14 protein-coding genes and 2 riboswitches are annotated in these 14,536 nt (G+C 69.7%); of the genes, 8 read left to right on the top strand and 6 right to left on the bottom strand.

What is annotated here, in order from left to right; all coding sequences use genetic code 11:
• From IEY86_RS03885 to IEY86_RS03875, 3 genes are all read left to right on the top strand, one after another.
• On the top strand, window positions 1–950 hold a 950-nt coding region (locus IEY86_RS03885; RefSeq protein ID WP_189130034.1), incomplete at its 5' end, for a cytochrome c oxidase subunit I.
• The gene (locus IEY86_RS03880; RefSeq protein ID WP_189130033.1) at window positions 947–1,345 is read left to right on the top strand and encodes a cytochrome c oxidase subunit 4; all 399 of its coding nucleotides are present in this window, start codon (window positions 947–949) and stop codon (window positions 1,343–1,345) included. The genes IEY86_RS03885 and IEY86_RS03880, both read left to right, overlap by 4 nt.
• A 171-nt stretch (window positions 1,346–1,516) precedes the next feature.
• Entirely contained in the window at window positions 1,517–2,851 is a 1,335-nt protein-coding gene (locus IEY86_RS03875; RefSeq protein ID WP_189130032.1) for a L,D-transpeptidase, read from the top strand.
• Between the two features lie 106 nt (window positions 2,852–2,957).
• Here IEY86_RS03875 and qcrB read toward each other — a convergent pair whose 3' ends face one another.
• From qcrB to ctaE, 4 genes are all read right to left on the bottom strand, one after another.
• Window positions 2,958–4,589 (bottom strand): cytochrome bc1 complex cytochrome b subunit, encoded by a 1,632-nt coding sequence (gene qcrB / locus IEY86_RS03870; RefSeq protein WP_189130031.1) that lies wholly within the window; start codon window positions 4,587–4,589, stop codon window positions 2,958–2,960.
• Entirely contained in the window at window positions 4,586–5,641 is a 1,056-nt protein-coding gene (gene qcrA / locus IEY86_RS03865) for a cytochrome bc1 complex Rieske iron-sulfur subunit (RefSeq protein WP_189130030.1), read from the bottom strand. Before qcrA ends, qcrB begins: the two co-directional genes overlap by 4 nt.
• Complete coding sequence (qcrC, locus tag IEY86_RS03860; RefSeq protein WP_189130029.1) at window positions 5,638–6,447, bottom strand: cytochrome bc1 complex diheme cytochrome c subunit; 810 nt, start codon at window positions 6,445–6,447, stop codon at window positions 5,638–5,640. The genes qcrA and qcrC overlap by 4 nt, the downstream gene beginning before the upstream one ends.
• A 98-nt stretch (window positions 6,448–6,545) precedes the next feature.
• A complete protein-coding gene (gene ctaE, locus IEY86_RS03855; RefSeq protein WP_189130028.1) occupies window positions 6,546–7,163 on the bottom strand; it encodes an aa3-type cytochrome oxidase subunit III in 618 nt (205 codons plus the stop codon).
• Window positions 7,164–7,363: 200 nt separating this feature from the next.
• Between ctaE and IEY86_RS03850 the strand changes: the two genes are divergently transcribed.
• The 3 genes from IEY86_RS03850 to IEY86_RS03840 all read left to right on the top strand — a co-directional run bounded on the left by IEY86_RS03850 (window position 7,364) and on the right by IEY86_RS03840 (window position 10,938).
• Complete coding sequence (locus IEY86_RS03850) at window positions 7,364–7,783, top strand: DNA-binding transcriptional response regulator (RefSeq protein ID WP_189130027.1); 420 nt, start codon at window positions 7,364–7,366, stop codon at window positions 7,781–7,783.
• 134 nt (window positions 7,784–7,917) lie between these two features.
• On the top strand, window positions 7,918–8,982 hold the full coding sequence (gene trpD / locus IEY86_RS03845; protein ID WP_189130026.1) for an anthranilate phosphoribosyltransferase: 1,065 nt from the start codon (window positions 7,918–7,920) through the stop codon (window positions 8,980–8,982).
• A 200-nt stretch (window positions 8,983–9,182) separates the two neighbouring features.
• A riboswitch (SAM riboswitch) is annotated at window positions 9,183–9,299 on the top strand.
• Window positions 9,300–9,546: 247 nt separating this feature from the next.
• The gene (locus tag IEY86_RS03840) at window positions 9,547–10,938 is read left to right on the top strand and encodes an aminotransferase class V-fold PLP-dependent enzyme (protein WP_189130025.1); all 1,392 of its coding nucleotides are present in this window, start codon (window positions 9,547–9,549) and stop codon (window positions 10,936–10,938) included.
• A gap of 22 nt (window positions 10,939–10,960) precedes the next feature.
• Here IEY86_RS03840 and IEY86_RS03835 read toward each other — a convergent pair whose 3' ends face one another.
• Window positions 10,961–11,242 (bottom strand): Lrp/AsnC family transcriptional regulator, encoded by a 282-nt coding sequence (locus IEY86_RS03835; protein WP_189130024.1) that lies wholly within the window; start codon window positions 11,240–11,242, stop codon window positions 10,961–10,963.
• Complete coding sequence (locus tag IEY86_RS03830; protein WP_189130023.1) at window positions 11,239–11,934, bottom strand: rhomboid family intramembrane serine protease; 696 nt, start codon at window positions 11,932–11,934, stop codon at window positions 11,239–11,241. The genes IEY86_RS03835 and IEY86_RS03830 overlap by 4 nt, the downstream gene beginning before the upstream one ends.
• Window positions 11,935–12,070: 136 nt before the next feature.
• Between IEY86_RS03830 and IEY86_RS03825 the strand changes: the two genes are divergently transcribed.
• Both IEY86_RS03825 and IEY86_RS03820 read left to right on the top strand, forming a co-directional pair.
• A complete protein-coding gene (locus tag IEY86_RS03825) occupies window positions 12,071–12,337 on the top strand; it encodes a hypothetical protein (RefSeq protein WP_189130022.1) in 267 nt (88 codons plus the stop codon).
• 209 nt (window positions 12,338–12,546) lie between these two features.
• The gene (locus IEY86_RS03820; protein ID WP_229698142.1) at window positions 12,547–13,908 is read left to right on the top strand and encodes an NYN domain-containing protein; all 1,362 of its coding nucleotides are present in this window, start codon (window positions 12,547–12,549) and stop codon (window positions 13,906–13,908) included.
• Between the two features lie 408 nt (window positions 13,909–14,316).
• Window positions 14,317–14,527: riboswitch (cyclic di-AMP (ydaO/yuaA leader) on the top strand.
• Window positions 14,528–14,536 lie beyond the last annotated feature (9 nt).

The following is a 14,536-nucleotide window of genomic DNA, read 5'->3' as shown; positions in this document are numbered from 1 at the left end:
TCATCGCCCTGCCCTTCTTCGGGATCATCTCCGAGGTGATCCCGGTGTTCTCCCGCAAGCCGATGTTCGGCTACATCGGCCTGATCGGCGCCACGATCTCCATCGCGGGTCTGTCGGTCACGGTGTGGGCGCACCACATGTACGCCACCGGCGGGGTGCTGCTGCCGTTCTTCTCGTTCATGACCTTCCTGATCGCGGTGCCGACCGGGGTGAAGTTCTTCAACTGGATCGGCACTATGTGGAAGGGATCGCTCAGCTTCGAGACACCGATGCTCTGGGCGATCGGGTTCCTCATCACATTCACCTTCGGTGGTCTGACCGGTGTGATCCTCGCGTCGCCGCCGATGGACTTCCATGTCTCGGACTCGTACTTCGTGGTGGCGCACTTCCACTACGTGGTGTTCGGCACGGTGGTGTTCGCGATGTTCTCCGGCTTCCACTTCTGGTGGCCGAAGTTCACCGGCAAGATGCTCGACGAGCGTCTGGGCAAGATCACCTTCTGGACGCTGTTCATCGGCTTCCACGGCACGTTCCTCGTCCAGCACTGGCTCGGCGCCGAGGGCATGCCCCGCCGGTACGCCGACTACCTGGCCAAGGACGGCTTCACCACGCTGAACACGGTCTCGACGATCTCGTCGTTCCTGCTCGGCCTGTCGATGCTGCCCTTCCTCTACAACGTGTGGAAGACGGCCAAGTACGCGCCCAAGGTCGAGGTCGACGACCCCTGGGGCTACGGCCGCTCGCTGGAGTGGGCGACCTCCTGCCCGCCGCCGCGTCACAACTTCCTGACGCTGCCGCGTATCCGCTCCGAATCCCCGGCGTTCGATCTGCACCACCCCGAGATCGCCGCCATGGAGCAGCTCGAGATGTACGGCGAGGCCGGTGGCAAGGTGCTCGCCGGCCACGTTCCCGGCAAGGAGAGCGCTGAGGGCAAGGAGGACCAGCAGTGAAGGTCCAAGGCAAGATGTTCCTCTGGCTGGCCGTCTTCATCCTCGGCATGGCCATCCTCTACGGCGTCTGGTCGAAGGAGCCGGCCGGCACCACGGCCCTGTTCCTGGCCTTCGGCCTGTCGGTGATGATCGGGTACTACCTGGCCTTCACCGCCCGCCGTGTCGACACCGGAGCGCAGGACCGCAAGGACGCCGAGGTGGCGGACGACGCGGGTGAGCTGGGCTTCTTCAGCCCGCACAGCTGGCAGCCGCTGTCCCTGGCGATCGGTGGCGCCGCCGCCTTCCTCGGGGTCATCTTCGGCTGGTGGCTGCTGTACTTCTCGCTGCCCGTCATCCTCATCGGCCTCTTCGGCTGGGTGTTCGAGTACTACCGGGGCGAGGACCAGCGCTACTGAGTCCGCCTCACGCACCGGGCCGGGGCCGGCATCCGCATCGGATGCCGGCCCCGGCTTTTGCGTGCCGGCTCCAGAAGGCCGCCGCGTGGGGGCCGCCGACCCGCGCTGTGGGCCGGACAGGTGGCCGCGTCACCCGCCCGGGCCAATAGCCGACCGCCCGAGTCACCCGGAATGTCCGATGTTCCTAGGCTGATCGCCAGGTATAACAACCGGGAGGCACAGGTGTCTAAGAGCCGGATACTCAAGCCGCGCCGCCGATGGGCGGCGTGCGGCATTTTCCTGGTGGCGTTCTTGGCGGCGGGGCTGACGGCGTGTGGGGACTCCAGTCCGCTGGCCGCCCAGCCGTTCAACGCGTCCGGCGGGCTGAGCATCAGTCCTGGCGACGGAGTGACGAAGGCCGACCCCAACAAGCCGGTCACCGTGACCGCCAAGGGCCGCAACAGCCGGATCACCGATGTGATGGTCGTCGACAACGCCGGCCGCCTTGTCCGCGGTGAGCTCGCCGACAGCGGCACCAGCTGGCACACCAGCTCCCCACTGGCCGCGGGAGCCCGTTACACCGTCAGGGTGAGCACCGCCGACAGCGACGGCAGCCCGGGGCGGGGGAGCGCCACCTTCACCACCGCTGCGTCCGACAAGCTGCTGCGTGCCACATTCGGCCCCGACGGCAAGGAGTACGGCGTCGGCCAGCCCGTCACCGCCCAGCTCAGCCACAAGGTCACCGACCCCGCCGCCCGCGCCCTGGTCGAACGGGGCCTTCGGGTGACGTCCACACCTGCCGCCCACGGCCGCTGGTACTGGGTGGACGACCAGACCCTGCACTACCGGCCCGAGGAGTACTGGCCCGCCCATGCCACCGTCACGGTGGAGAGCAGACTCGACGGCACGCGGATCCAGGACGGCCTCTACGGAGGCTCCAGTCCTGCCCTGACCTTCCGGACCCGCGACCGGATCGTCGCCCTCGTGGACGCCGCCGAACACCGGATGACGGTCACCAGGAACGGCAAGGAGATCCGTACCATCCCCGTCACCACGGGCAAGCCGGGCTTCGACACCAGGAACGGCGTCAAGGTCGTCCTGGAGCAGGAGGAGCAGGTCCGGATGACCGGTACGAGCATCGGCATCGCCGCGGGCAGTTCGGAGAGCTACGACCTCGATGTCCGCTGGGCCACCCGCGTGACCTGGAGCGGGGAGTTCGTGCACGCGGCCCCCTGGTCCGTGGGCTCGCAGGGCTACGCCAACGTCAGCCACGGTTGCACGGGCATGAGCACCGAGGCCGCCGAGTGGTTCTTCAAGCTCGCCAAGCCCGGTGACGTCGTCAAGGTCGTCAACAGCGAGGGGTCGATGATGACCCCGTTCGACAACGGATACGGCGACTGGAACCTCGACTGGGCCAAGTGGCGCCAGGGCAGTGCCCTCGACAAGGTCGCGGCCAGCCAGTACGGCATCGACCAGGCCGACCTGCCGGTCGCCGCCTCAGCCCGCCTGCGCCCCCAGCAGAGCTGACGAGCCGGCCGACCGGGCGGGAAGGAGCACGAACGCCGAGGGCCTCGGCAGGACGCGATGTCCTGCCGAGGCCCTCGGCTGTGGCGCCTCTTCGCGGTCAGCGGCCTCAGTGGTGGCCGTGGCCGCTCGTGATCTCCTCGTGCTCCTGCGGGGTCGGCTTCGGGATCTGGCTTCCCTCGCCGTAGAAGGCCTGCGAGAGCTTGGCCCGCACCTTCTGCGTGCGCTTGACCTTGCGGACGACGCCGTTCTCGTCGACCTCGGCCCCGATCTCCAGCGGCTTCGGCTGGTCGTGGGCGGTGAGCTCGAACACCTTCCCCTGCGGCAGCGGCTCGTGCACCTCGATGAACTCGCCGTGCGGCAGCCGCTTGATGACGCCCGTCTCGCGGCCGTGCAGCACCTTCTCGCGGTCCCGGCGCTGGAGGCCCAGGCAGATCCGCTTGGTGATGATGAACGCCACCGGCGGCAGGACGAAGAAGCTCACCCGGACCACCCAGGTGATCGCGTTGATCGACAGGTGGAAGTGGGTCGCGAACAGGTCGTTGCCACCACCGACGAGCAGGATCAGGTAGAGGCTGATCCACGCCACACCGAGACCGGTACGGGTCGGAGCGTTGCGCGGGCGGTCCAGCAGGTGGTGCTCGCGCTTGTCACCGGTGACCCACGACTCGATGAACGGGTACACCGCGATGGCCGTGAGGACCAGCGGGAAGACGATCAGCGGGATGAACACACCCAGGACCAGCGTGTGCCCGGCGAAGTTGATCTCCCAGCCCGGCATGATGCGGATCAGGCCCTCGGAGAAGCCCATGTACCAGTCGGGCTGGGCGTCCGTGGAGACCTGGTCCGGCCGGTAGGGGCCGTACGCCCAGATCGGGTTGACCGTGGCGATCGCGGACAGCAGCGTGATGACACCGAAGACCACGAAGAAGAACCCGCCGGCCTTGGCCATGTAGACCGGCATCAGCGGCATGCCGACGACGTTCTTGTTGGTCTTGCCGGGACCGGGGAACTGCGTGTGCTTGTGGTAGACGACCAGGATGAGGTGCGCCACCACCAGGCCCAGCATGATGCCGGGCAGCAGAAGGATGTGGATGGTGAAGAACCGCGGCACGACGTCGAAGCCCGGGAACTGCCCGCCGAAGAGGAAGAACGACAGGTAGGTGCCGACGATCGGCACGGAGAGCACCGCGCCCTCCATGAACCGGATACCCGTACCCGACAGCAGGTCGTCGGGGAGGGAGTAGCCGAGGAAGCCGTCGAACATACCCATGACGAGCAGGAGGAAGCCGAACGTCCAGTTGATCTCACGCGGCTTGCGGAACGCCCCGGTGAAGAACACCCGCATCATGTGGACGAGCATGCCCGCCACGAAGACGATGGCCGCCCAGTGGTGGATCTGCCGGACCAGCAGGCCGCCGCGCACGTCGAAGCTGATGTTCAGCGTCGACTCGTACGCCTCGGACATCCGCACGCCCTGGAGCGGGACATAGGAGCCGTGGTAGACGACCTCGCCCATGCTGGGCTTGAAGAACAGCGTCAGGTACACACCCGTGAGGATGATGATGATGAAGCTGTAGAGGCAGATCTCGCCCAGCATGAACGACCAGTGGTCCGGGAAGATCTTCCGCAGGTTGGACTTGGCCAGGTTGTACAGGCCGACCCGTCCGTCCGCCCAGTCGGCGGCCTTCTGTCCCGCGGGGGCCTTCTCCCGGGACTTCGGGTTGTCGTTGGTGCTCATCCGCGCTCCCAGAAGCTCGGGCCGACGGGCTCGGTGAAGTCGCCGAGCGCTTCGAGGTAGCCGTCGGAGTTCACGCTGATCCGCAGCTGCGGAAGGGCGTGACCCGCCGGGCCGAAGATCACTCGGGCGCCGTCGGCGAGGTCGAAGGTGGACTGGTGGCACGGGCAGAGCACGTGGTGGGTCTGCTGTTCGTAGAGGCTGATCGGGCAGCCGACGTGCGTGCAGATCTTGGAGAAGGCCACGATGCCCTCGTGGCCCCACTCGAGCTCACGCTTGTCCTTGATGTCCTCCGGCTCGAGCCGGACGATCATCAGCGCCGCCTTGGCGATCTGCTCCTGGAAGTCCTCCGCCGTCTCCTCCAGGCCGTCGGGCTTGGCGAAGGTCAACGACCCGACCGTGATGTCCGACGGCTTCATCGGCTCGTTGGTGTTCTGGTTGATCAGCAGCTTGCCCTTGGCCCACAGCGTGTGGCGCAGCTTGTCGCCGGGCAGCGGGCCGAGGTCGCGCAGGAGGACCACACCGGACAGGGGCACCAGGGCCAGCGCGCCGAACATCGTGTTGCGGATCAGCTTGCGGCGGCCGAACTGGCTCTCCCCGGCGCCCTTGCGGAAGTCCTGGATGACCCGCTGGCGGACCTCCGGAGGAGCCTCGATGGGGTGGCGCTCGTCCACCACCTCCTCGTCGGACATCAGCGTGCGCGCCCAGTGGACCGCGCCGGCGCCGATGGCGAACAGCGCGATGCCCAGCGTGCAGCCCAGGGTGAAGTTCAGCGCGCTGATGTGACCGATCGGCCAGACGTAGATGATCTTGTCCACGTCGATGGCCACGAATCCGGCGATGAAGCCGATCGTCGCCAGCATCGACAGCGTGAACAGGCCCGCGACCGCACGCTCGGACCGCTTGGCGGCCCGCTCGTCGATGTCCTGCCGGCGGGGCAGGTGGGGCGGCAGCCCCGGGTCGGGGACGAGTGCGTCGCTGGGCGCGATCTCCGCGTCCGTACCGTGCGGCGGCTCGGCCGGCAGGTTCTCTTCTGGGGTGTCCTGGCTACTCATGACTTCCTGGCCTTAGCGGTCCGGGCAGCGACCCACACGGCGGTGGCGATCAGCGCGCCGAGGCCGAAGATCCAACCGAAGAGTCCCTCGGTGACCGGGCCGAGACGGCCCAGGGAGAACCCGCCCGGGTTGGGGTTGTCGGCCCTTGTGGTGTCGTTGACATACGCGATGATGTCCCTCTTGGCCTTCTCCGGCATCGTGGTGTCGGGGAAAGTGGGCATTTGCTGGGGGCCCGTGAGCATCGCCTCGTAGATGTGCTTGGGGTCCACACCGCGAAGGCTCGGCGCGTACTTGCCGTCCGTGAGCGCACCGCCCTCGCCGGCGAAGTTGTGGCACTGCGCGCAGTTGGTGCGGAACAGCTCACCGCCGGCGGCGATGTCCCCGCCCTTGGGGTCGTACTGCTTCTTCGACGGGATGCCGGGGCCGGGGCCCAGGGAAGCGATGTACGCGGCGAGCTGGTCGATCTGCGCCTGCGTGTAGATGGGCTGCTTCTTCGGCACCTGGGCGCCGGGCTGCTGGGCGGGCATACGGCCGGTGCCCACCTGGAAGTCGACGGCGGCGGCGCCGACACCCACCAGGGACGGGCCGTCGGTGCTGCCCTGACCGCCGGGGCCGTGGCAGCTCGAGCAGCCGGTGGCGTACAGCTTCTTGCCCTCTTCGATCGCGATCGACTGGGAGGAGGAGTCGGCCTGCGCGGTCTTGGCAGGCGCGAACGCGGCGTACAGCCCCCCGGTGGCCGCGAGCGCGAAGAGTAGGACGACAAGCGCCGCCAGCGGATGGCGCCGTCGCACGGAGAGCTTTTTCACGGATTACCCCGGTGTCAGGATCTTCAGCGTCAGTGTTCGTCGATGCCGGTCAGCGGCGCGTCGCGTTGCCGCGGGGCGTGACCGGAGGTCAGGACTGGTTACCTGATGAGGTAGATCGTGGCGAAGAGGCCGATCCAGACGACGTCGACGAAGTGCCAGTAGTAGGACACGACGATCGCGGCAGTGGCCTGCTCGTGCGTGAATCTCTTCGCGGCGTACGTCCTGCCCAGCACGAACAGGAAGGCGATGAGGCCGCCCGTCACGTGCAGACCGTGGAAGCCCGTGGTCAGGTAGAACACCGAGCCGTACACGCTGGACGAGAGGGACAGTCCGTCGTGCTTGACGAGCTCGGTGTACTCGAAGATCTGCCCCCCGATGAAGATCGCGCCCATCATGAACGTGATCACGAACCAGCGCCGCAGCTTCTTCACGTCACCGCGCTCTGCCGCGAACACGCCGAGCTGGCAGGTGAGGGAGGAGAGCACCAGGATCGTGGTGTTCGTCGCCGAGAACGGGAGGTTCAACGCTTCCGCGTGATCCTTCCAGAACTCGGAACCGGTCACCGAGCGAGCGGTGAAGTACATCGCGAAGAGGGCCGCGAAGAACATCAGCTCGGAACTCAACCAAATGATGGTTCCGACGCTGACCAGGTTCGGCCGGTTGACCGAGGGGTGCGCGTGCCCGGTATCTACAGTTGCTGTCGCCACGACCGACATTATGTCGGTCGCTTATCCCGCCCACACTCCGGGGGGTCCCCTTCAGCGTGTCCGGGCCGGGCCCGCGGTTGCGGGGCTTCGCTCGTTGGGGGGAGAGCCGATCTTTCGGGGCCCGGACCCTGCTGCGACCCGACCGGTCGGGAGTAGCATCCCCGCCAGTTGCCGGGATCACTTCGGGATCACTTTTGGGGGCACCGCACATGAGCAACACCGCGCCGCAGACCGCCACCGTGCTGGTCTACAGCGACGATGCCAACACCCGCCAGCAGGTGCGCCTCGCGGCGGGCCGCCGCCCGGCGTCCGACGTGCCGAAGGTGGAGTACCTCGAGTGCGCCACCGTGCCCGCGGTCCTCGCCCAGCTGGAGAAGGGCGGCATCGACGTCTGCGTCCTCGACGGCGAGGCGGTCCCCGTCGGCGGCATGGGCGTGTGCCGGCAGATCAAGGACGAGGTCTTCCACTGCCCGCCGGTCCTGCTCCTGATCGGGCGCCCGCAGGACGCGTGGCTGGCCACCTGGAGCCGGGCCGACGCCTCGGTGACGCACCCCATCGACCCGGTGGCCCTGTCGGAGTCGCTCGCCGGGCTCCTGCGCCAGCGGTTCGGACACCGCGCCGCGGGGTGAGCGGGGTCGCGCTTTCTTGACTGCTGGACGGCGGGCCCGCGGGCCCGCCGTCGCTCAGTAGGGTGGTCGGCGTCCCTTGACACCTACCCCTCACCGGTTCGAGGTGGGGGTGGCCGACCACTGGAGTGTGGACCATGAGCGATGCGACCCCGACAGGCGGCGACCGCGCGCAGGCCCGCACCTGGCCGGCCGTACTGAACGCCCTCCTGCGTGGCGACGACCTCAGCGCCGACGACACGGCCTGGGCGATGGACCGGATCATGAACGGCGAGGCGACCGACGTCCAGATCGCCGGCTTCGCGGTCGCGCTGCGGGCCAAGGGCGAGACGGTGGAAGAGGTCAACGGCCTGGTCCGCACCATGTACGACCACGCCAACCTCATCGAGGTCCCAGGTCCCACCGTCGACATCGTCGGTACCGGCGGCGACGGGGCCAAGACCGTCAATATCTCCACGATGTCCGCGATCGTCGTGGCGGGCACCGGGGCGCGCGTGGTCAAGCACGGCAACCGGGCCGCCTCGTCCGCGAGCGGTGCCTCCGATGTACTGGAGCAGCTCGGCGTCAATCTGGAGCTGACGCCCGGGCGGGTGGCGGAGGTGGCCGAGGAGGCGGGCATCACCTTCTGTTTCGCGGTGAAGTTCCACCCGGCCCTGCGGCATGTGGCCCAGGCACGTCGGGAGCTGGGCATCGCCACGACGTTCAACTTCCTCGGCCCGCTGACCAACCCGGCGCGGGTGCGGGCGCAGGCCACCGGGGTCGCGGATCCGCGGATGGCGCCGATCGTGGCCGGGGTGCTGGCCGAGCGGGGGGTGTCGGCGCTGGTCTTCCGCGGCGACGACGGCCTGGACGAGCTGACGACGACGGCGACTTCCCAGGTGTGGAGGGTGCGCGGCGGCGACGTCGCCCGGGAGACCTTCGACCCCAGGGACGTCGGTCTGGAGCTGGTGCCGGTCTCCGCGCTGAGCGGGGCCGACGCGGCCCACAACGCCGAGGTGGCGCGAAGGCTGCTGGGCGGGGAGACGGGGCCGGTGCGGGACGCGGTGCTGCTGAACTCGGCGGCGGCGCTGGTCGCCCTGGACCAGTCCTCGGCCCCGCTGGCCGAGCAGCTCGCGGCCGGGATCGGGAAGGCGGCCGAGTCCATCGACTCCGGCGCCGCCCGCTCCGTTCTCGAGCGGTGGGTGGCCGCGACCAAGGAGTAGCCGCCCGGCAGGGCGGCCCAGCGGTGGCCGCCAAGGGGGACCGAAGGAAACCCGGCGGGGAGCTGCCGCGCGGTGGCCGCCAAGGGGACGGCAAGGAAATGGCGGAGCAGCGGACGCGGAGCCGGTCCGGTGCGCGGGCGGCGTCCACAGTGTGGAACGTCGTCTTGCGCACCGACCACCCTGTGCCATACTCCTGGGCAGGTCACGAGTGACAGCGACACAGGCCCCGGCCCGCTGTCCGGCAACCCTCCGTCCGTGGCGGGGTGCCCCGGGTGATGACCAGGCCGTAGGCGAAGGGTCTACGGCAAGCGCGGACCCCTCGCGACACTCCAGGGGTCCAGGTCTGGGACATCCGAGGAGTTGTGTCGTGAGCAAGCGAATGCGCTAGGGCCTGTCGGCCCATCTCCCCATCGCAGGTGCGCTGTGCGTGCTGACGCCGCCGTGCCATGCGTTCTTCAGAGCTGACTGCTCCGCGCCGGTCCCGTCGCGCCGATCCTTCGCGCGCCGGTCGATCGGACGCCGAACTCTCCGTCGCCCTCTTGACGCTCATCGGGAGCCTTCGCCATGTCTGTGTACTCTTCCGCTGCCTCTTCCGCCACGGTTTGCGGGGGTTCGTCCTCCTGCGGGGGGTCGTCCGCACCTCTTCCGGTCCTCGGCCGTGATGTCCTGGTGCCGCTGGTGACCGGGGGAGAGGTGACCTACGCGGCGCTGGACTACGCGGCGAGCGCCCCCGCGCTCCAGCGGGTGTGGGACGACGTCGCCGCCTACGCCCCCTACTACGGCAGCGTGCACCGGGGTGCGGGCTACCTGTCCCAGCTGTCCACGGAGCTGTTCGAGCAGAGCCGGGCGACCGTCGCCGACTTCCTGGGGTGCCGCGAGGGCGACCAGGTCGTCTTCACCCGCTCGACCACCGACTCGCTCAACCTCCTCGCGGCCGTCCTCCCGCGGGGCACTCGCGTCTTCGTCTTCGAGACCGAGCACCATGCCTCGCTCCTGCCCTGGCGCGACGCCGAGGTGACCTACCTGTCCGCCCCGCGCACTCCGGCCGAGGCCGTCGCTTCGCTGGAACGGGCACTGGAGGAGAGCGAGCAGGGCCCCCGGCTGGTCTGTGTGACGGGTGCCTCGAATGTGACCGGTGAGCTGTGGCCGGTGCGCGAGCTCACCGAGACCGCGCACCGCCACGGCGCCAGGATCGTGCTGGACGCGGCGCAGCTCGCCCCCCACCACCCCGTGTCACTGGCCGAACTCGGTGTGGACTGGGTGGCGTTCTCCGGGCACAAGCTCTACGCCCCGTTCGGCTCCGGTGTGCTGGCCGGGCGCTCCGACTGGCTGGTGGACGCCGAGCCCTACCTCGCCGGAGGAGGCGCCAGCCGCAAGGTCTCCCGGCGCGAGGACGGCGGCGTGGACGTGGAGTGGCACACCAGCGCCGCCCGCCACGAGGCCGGCTCCCCCAATGTGATCGGCGCCTACTCCATCGCCTCGGCCTGCCGAGCGCTGGCCGAGGCGGGCTTCGACTCGCTCGTCGAGCGCGAGCAGGCGCTCGTGGCGAGGGTGCGGGCGGGGCTAGCCGAGGTGCCGCAGGTGAGGGTGCTGTCCCTGTTCGGTGACGACGCGCCCAGGGTCGGTGTCATCTCGTTCGTCGTCGAGGGCTGGAACAGCTCGCACTTCGCGGCGGCGCTGTCCGCCGAGTACGGGATCGGGGTGCGCGACGGACTGTTCTGCGCGCACCCGCTCGTGCGCACCCTGCTGGGCGGGACGCCGGACGAGCCGGGGGAGTGCGGTGCTCCGGAGGCGGAGCCGGGCGAGCGGTCGCTGAACGCCATCCGGGTGAGCTTCGGCGCCGGGACGCCGGACGAGCATGTGGAGCGTTTCGTGGCGGCCGTGCGCGAGCTGGTCGGCGAGGGCGCCAAGTGGGAGTACCGGACGGAGGACGGCCGCTGCGTCCCCGCGCGCTAGAAGAGGCGGCGGCGGGTGTGCGTCATGACTCCAGGCCGATGGCGAAGGCCGCTTCCAGGTCGTGCTGGGAGTAGGTGCGGAACGCGATGTGGGTCTCGGTCTCGAGCACACCCGCCACCTTGTTGACCTTGCCCGGGATGACGTCGGCGAGGTCCTCGTGGGCCCGCACGCGGACCATCGCCACCAGGTCGTACGTGCCGGTCACCGAGTAGACCTCGCTGACGCCCTCCAGGGCGGCGATGGACTCGGCGATCTCGGGGATCCGGTCGACGCTGGTCTTGATGAGCACGATGGCGGTGATCACGGCTGGCTGTCTCCTCGGTTCGCCCTGGCTGCGCCGCCCAGGGTATCCGCTCGCCGGTAGCGGGCCCATGCGTAGGCGAAGCCCGCGGCGAACCCGGCGACGTGCGCCAGGTGGGCGATGCCCGGCCCCGGCGGCTCGGCGCGCAGGGCCAGCCACTGCAGGGCGAACCACACCCCCAGCACCAGCCACGCCGGGAAGCGCAGCGGCAGGAAGAACAGGGCGGGGACCAGGCTGGTCACCCGTGCCCTGGGATACAGGCACAGATACGCGCCGAGCACCCCCGCGATGGCCCCCGACGCGCCGATCAGGGCGTGTCGGGAGTCCGCGTGTCCCAGGGCGTAGCCGTACGTGGCCGCGGTGCCCGCCGCCAGGTAGAAGACGGCGAAGTGGAGATGGCCCAGGCGGCCCTCGAGGCGTGCGCCGAAGACATGGAGGAACAGGGCGTTCCCGAGCAGGTGCAGCCAGCTGCCGTGCACGAACATCGCGGTGAGCACGGATCCGGCCCGCTCATTGGCCAGCAGATCCACCGGTACGACACCCCACCGATGGAAGTACGCCTCCTGCTCCATCTGCGCCGTGCCCGTCCCCGTGCCCGCGACCGGACCGGCGGCCGGGCCGGCCAGGAAGACCGCGCAGTTCGCCGCGATGAGGGCATACGTCACCCAGGGACGGCTCGGTACCGAGGTGACCATGAGTCGATCATTGCCTACCGGGGCGTATCGGGCATTGCTCACCAGGCGCACCGCGAGGAGGGCCGCAGGCCGTAGGGTTGCCCGCAGCGCCAGCACAGGGCGCGACTTCGAGATTTACGAGAATGAGGTCACCTTCATGCCCGTCCCCGTGCCCACGGCCGACACGCGGTGGCGCTGCACACTGTGCGGCAATCTCACGCGGTTCGACGTCACCCGGTCCAGCAAGGTCGTCGAGTACGTCCACCTCGACCTCGCCGGGGAGCCGAAGGTCGAGGAGCGTGAGGTGCTCAGCGAGACGCTCGAGTCCGTGCGGTGCCGCTGGTGCAACGCGGTGGACCAGATCGAGCTGGTCGACCGCCCCGCCACCGGAGCGGGCAACGACGAGGGGAACGAGCGGGGCTGACGGTCGCGGTTGACCGCGCACCCGGGGGGTGCGGGAGACAATGGAGTAGTGACGGCGGGCGACGCACGGGGAGGCGCCGAAACCGGGCGATCGGAGCAACGGACGTGGTGGAGCGTACGGGCGAGCACGGGCGGGCGGAACAGCAGAACGGTTCCGCCCACGGCCTCGGCGCGGGGGACAGCCTCGCGGACGCGGCCCTGCGCGCCTGCGTGCCCGAGGCGGAGCCGGAGCCGAGGCGCGAGTCGGACCCCGCCGAGCCACCCGAGGTCCTGGACCGGCCGCTGCCCGAAGGAGTGCGCCGCCGTGTCGTCGGCATAGCGGCCGAGGCGTTCGGAAACCTCACCTTCGCCGAGCTGCCCGCCCAGCTGCGCCAGTACGCCCGGTTCACCCCCGCGCGCCGGGCGAAGTTCGCCGCGACGGCGCTGGCCGCCGCCCTGGAGAGCGACCCGGTCTTCCGCCAGCGCATGGCGGCCCGGCTGCGGCAGGCCCAGCCGGACCTCGCGGAGGCGCTGGACGCCGGGACCGTTCCCGCCGCCGCCGATCCGCTGGACGTGGCCGCCGCCGCCTATCTGCTGCGCCCGCCCGGCTGGACCAAGCAGGTGGCGGCCGCGGGGGACGAGGCGGAGCGCGCCCAGTCCGAGCGGGCCAATGAGGAGGTCGCCCGGGAGCTGGAGCAGGTCCGGGAGGAACTGGCGGCGCTGCGGGCCTCGACCCGCGCCGACACCGACCGGGCCCGCGCCGACCTCGAGGCCGTCCGCAAGGAGAACGAGTCGCTCCAGCGCAAGCTGCGCAGCGCGGTGAGCGACGTCAAGCGCGGTGAGGCGGCCGTGCGCAAGGCCGCGGCGGAGCTGGACGCCGCACGGTCCGCGGCGGCGCTGGAGCGCACGGCGGCCGACAGCGAGGCCCGCCGGCTGCGCACCCGGCTGTCCGAGGTGGAGTCCGCGCTGGAGGCGAGCCGCCGGGCGGCGCGCGAGGGGCGCAGCGTCGAGGACATGCGGCTGCGGCTCCTGCTGGACACGGTGCTCGACGCGGCGCAGGGGCTGCGCAGGGAATTGGCGCTGCCGCCGACGACCGAGCGCCCGGCGGACACGGTGGACGCGGTCACCCCCGGCCAGATGACCCCGAAGGACATCGCCCACCGGGCGCTGTCCGAGGACGACCCGGCGCTGCTGGACCAGCTGCTGGCGCTGCCTCAGGCGCATCTGGTGGTGGACGGCTACAACGTGACCAAGACCGGCTATCCGACGATGCCGCTGGAGAAGCAGCGGCTTCGGCTGCTGGGCGGGCTCGCGGCGCTGGCGGCGCAGAGCGGCGCCGAGGTCACCTGCGTCTTCGACGGCGCGGACCTGGAGGCGCCGGTCCTGCTGGCCCCACCGCGCGGTGTGCGGGTGCTGTTCAGCAAGGCCGGGGAGACGGCCGACGAGCTGATCCGCCGTCTGGTCCGCGCGGAGCCCCCGGGCAGGCCCGTGGTGGTCGTCTCCGCGGACCGCGAGGTGGCCGACGGTGTGCGCAGGGCGGGCGCGCGTCCGGTCGCCTCCACGCTCCTGCTGAAGCGGCTCACCCGGGGGTGACCGCGGGCCGCCCCGGCGGTGGAGCGAGTCCGAAGCGGCCGGCTCCGAGAACTCGCGAGCCCATTTCCGTGGGCGATTCAAGTAATTACTGATGGCCGAAAAACCTGTTCACGATCTATTGGGAATACTCACGGCTTTTCAGGAACCCTGTGCTGTATGTCCGATTGAGGATGATGTTGACCCCGGAGGTTTGAGTCAGGTGCGTGCGTGTGACCTGCGACACAGCATGTCCGAGATGGGCGATTGCGCCCGACGCAGCGTCAAAATTTGATTACGGGCCGTGCCAACACCCAAAAGAATTCCTACTCCGGGAGACTTTTTCTCCCAGGGGATTTGAAGCGATCACGAGTAGGTCACTAAGGTCATGCCTCGAACCTTCGCGCGGTCGTTCATCCAACCAGGATGGCAGCGGGGGTACCGCCGAGTCCGCTGCGCCGACGGGGGGACGTCGTCGCACGGAGCCGGGGAACCATCCGTCCTTGCCTGCTCATTGGGCGGGATGGTCCCTTCCGGGGTGAATCGGCGCGAGGGCCGGTCCGCGAGGGCCGGTGACGCGTCGTAGGGCAGCTTCCGGTCCGAACCCGTCAGCTCACCCGGTAGGCGGCCGTAGGAAGAAGGAGCTCGCCTT

The organism is Wenjunlia tyrosinilytica (genome assembly GCF_014646055.1).
Classification (GTDB): Bacteria; Actinomycetota; Actinomycetes; order Streptomycetales; family Streptomycetaceae; genus Wenjunlia; species Wenjunlia tyrosinilytica.
This window is presented reverse-complemented; position numbering and strand designations above follow the sequence as displayed.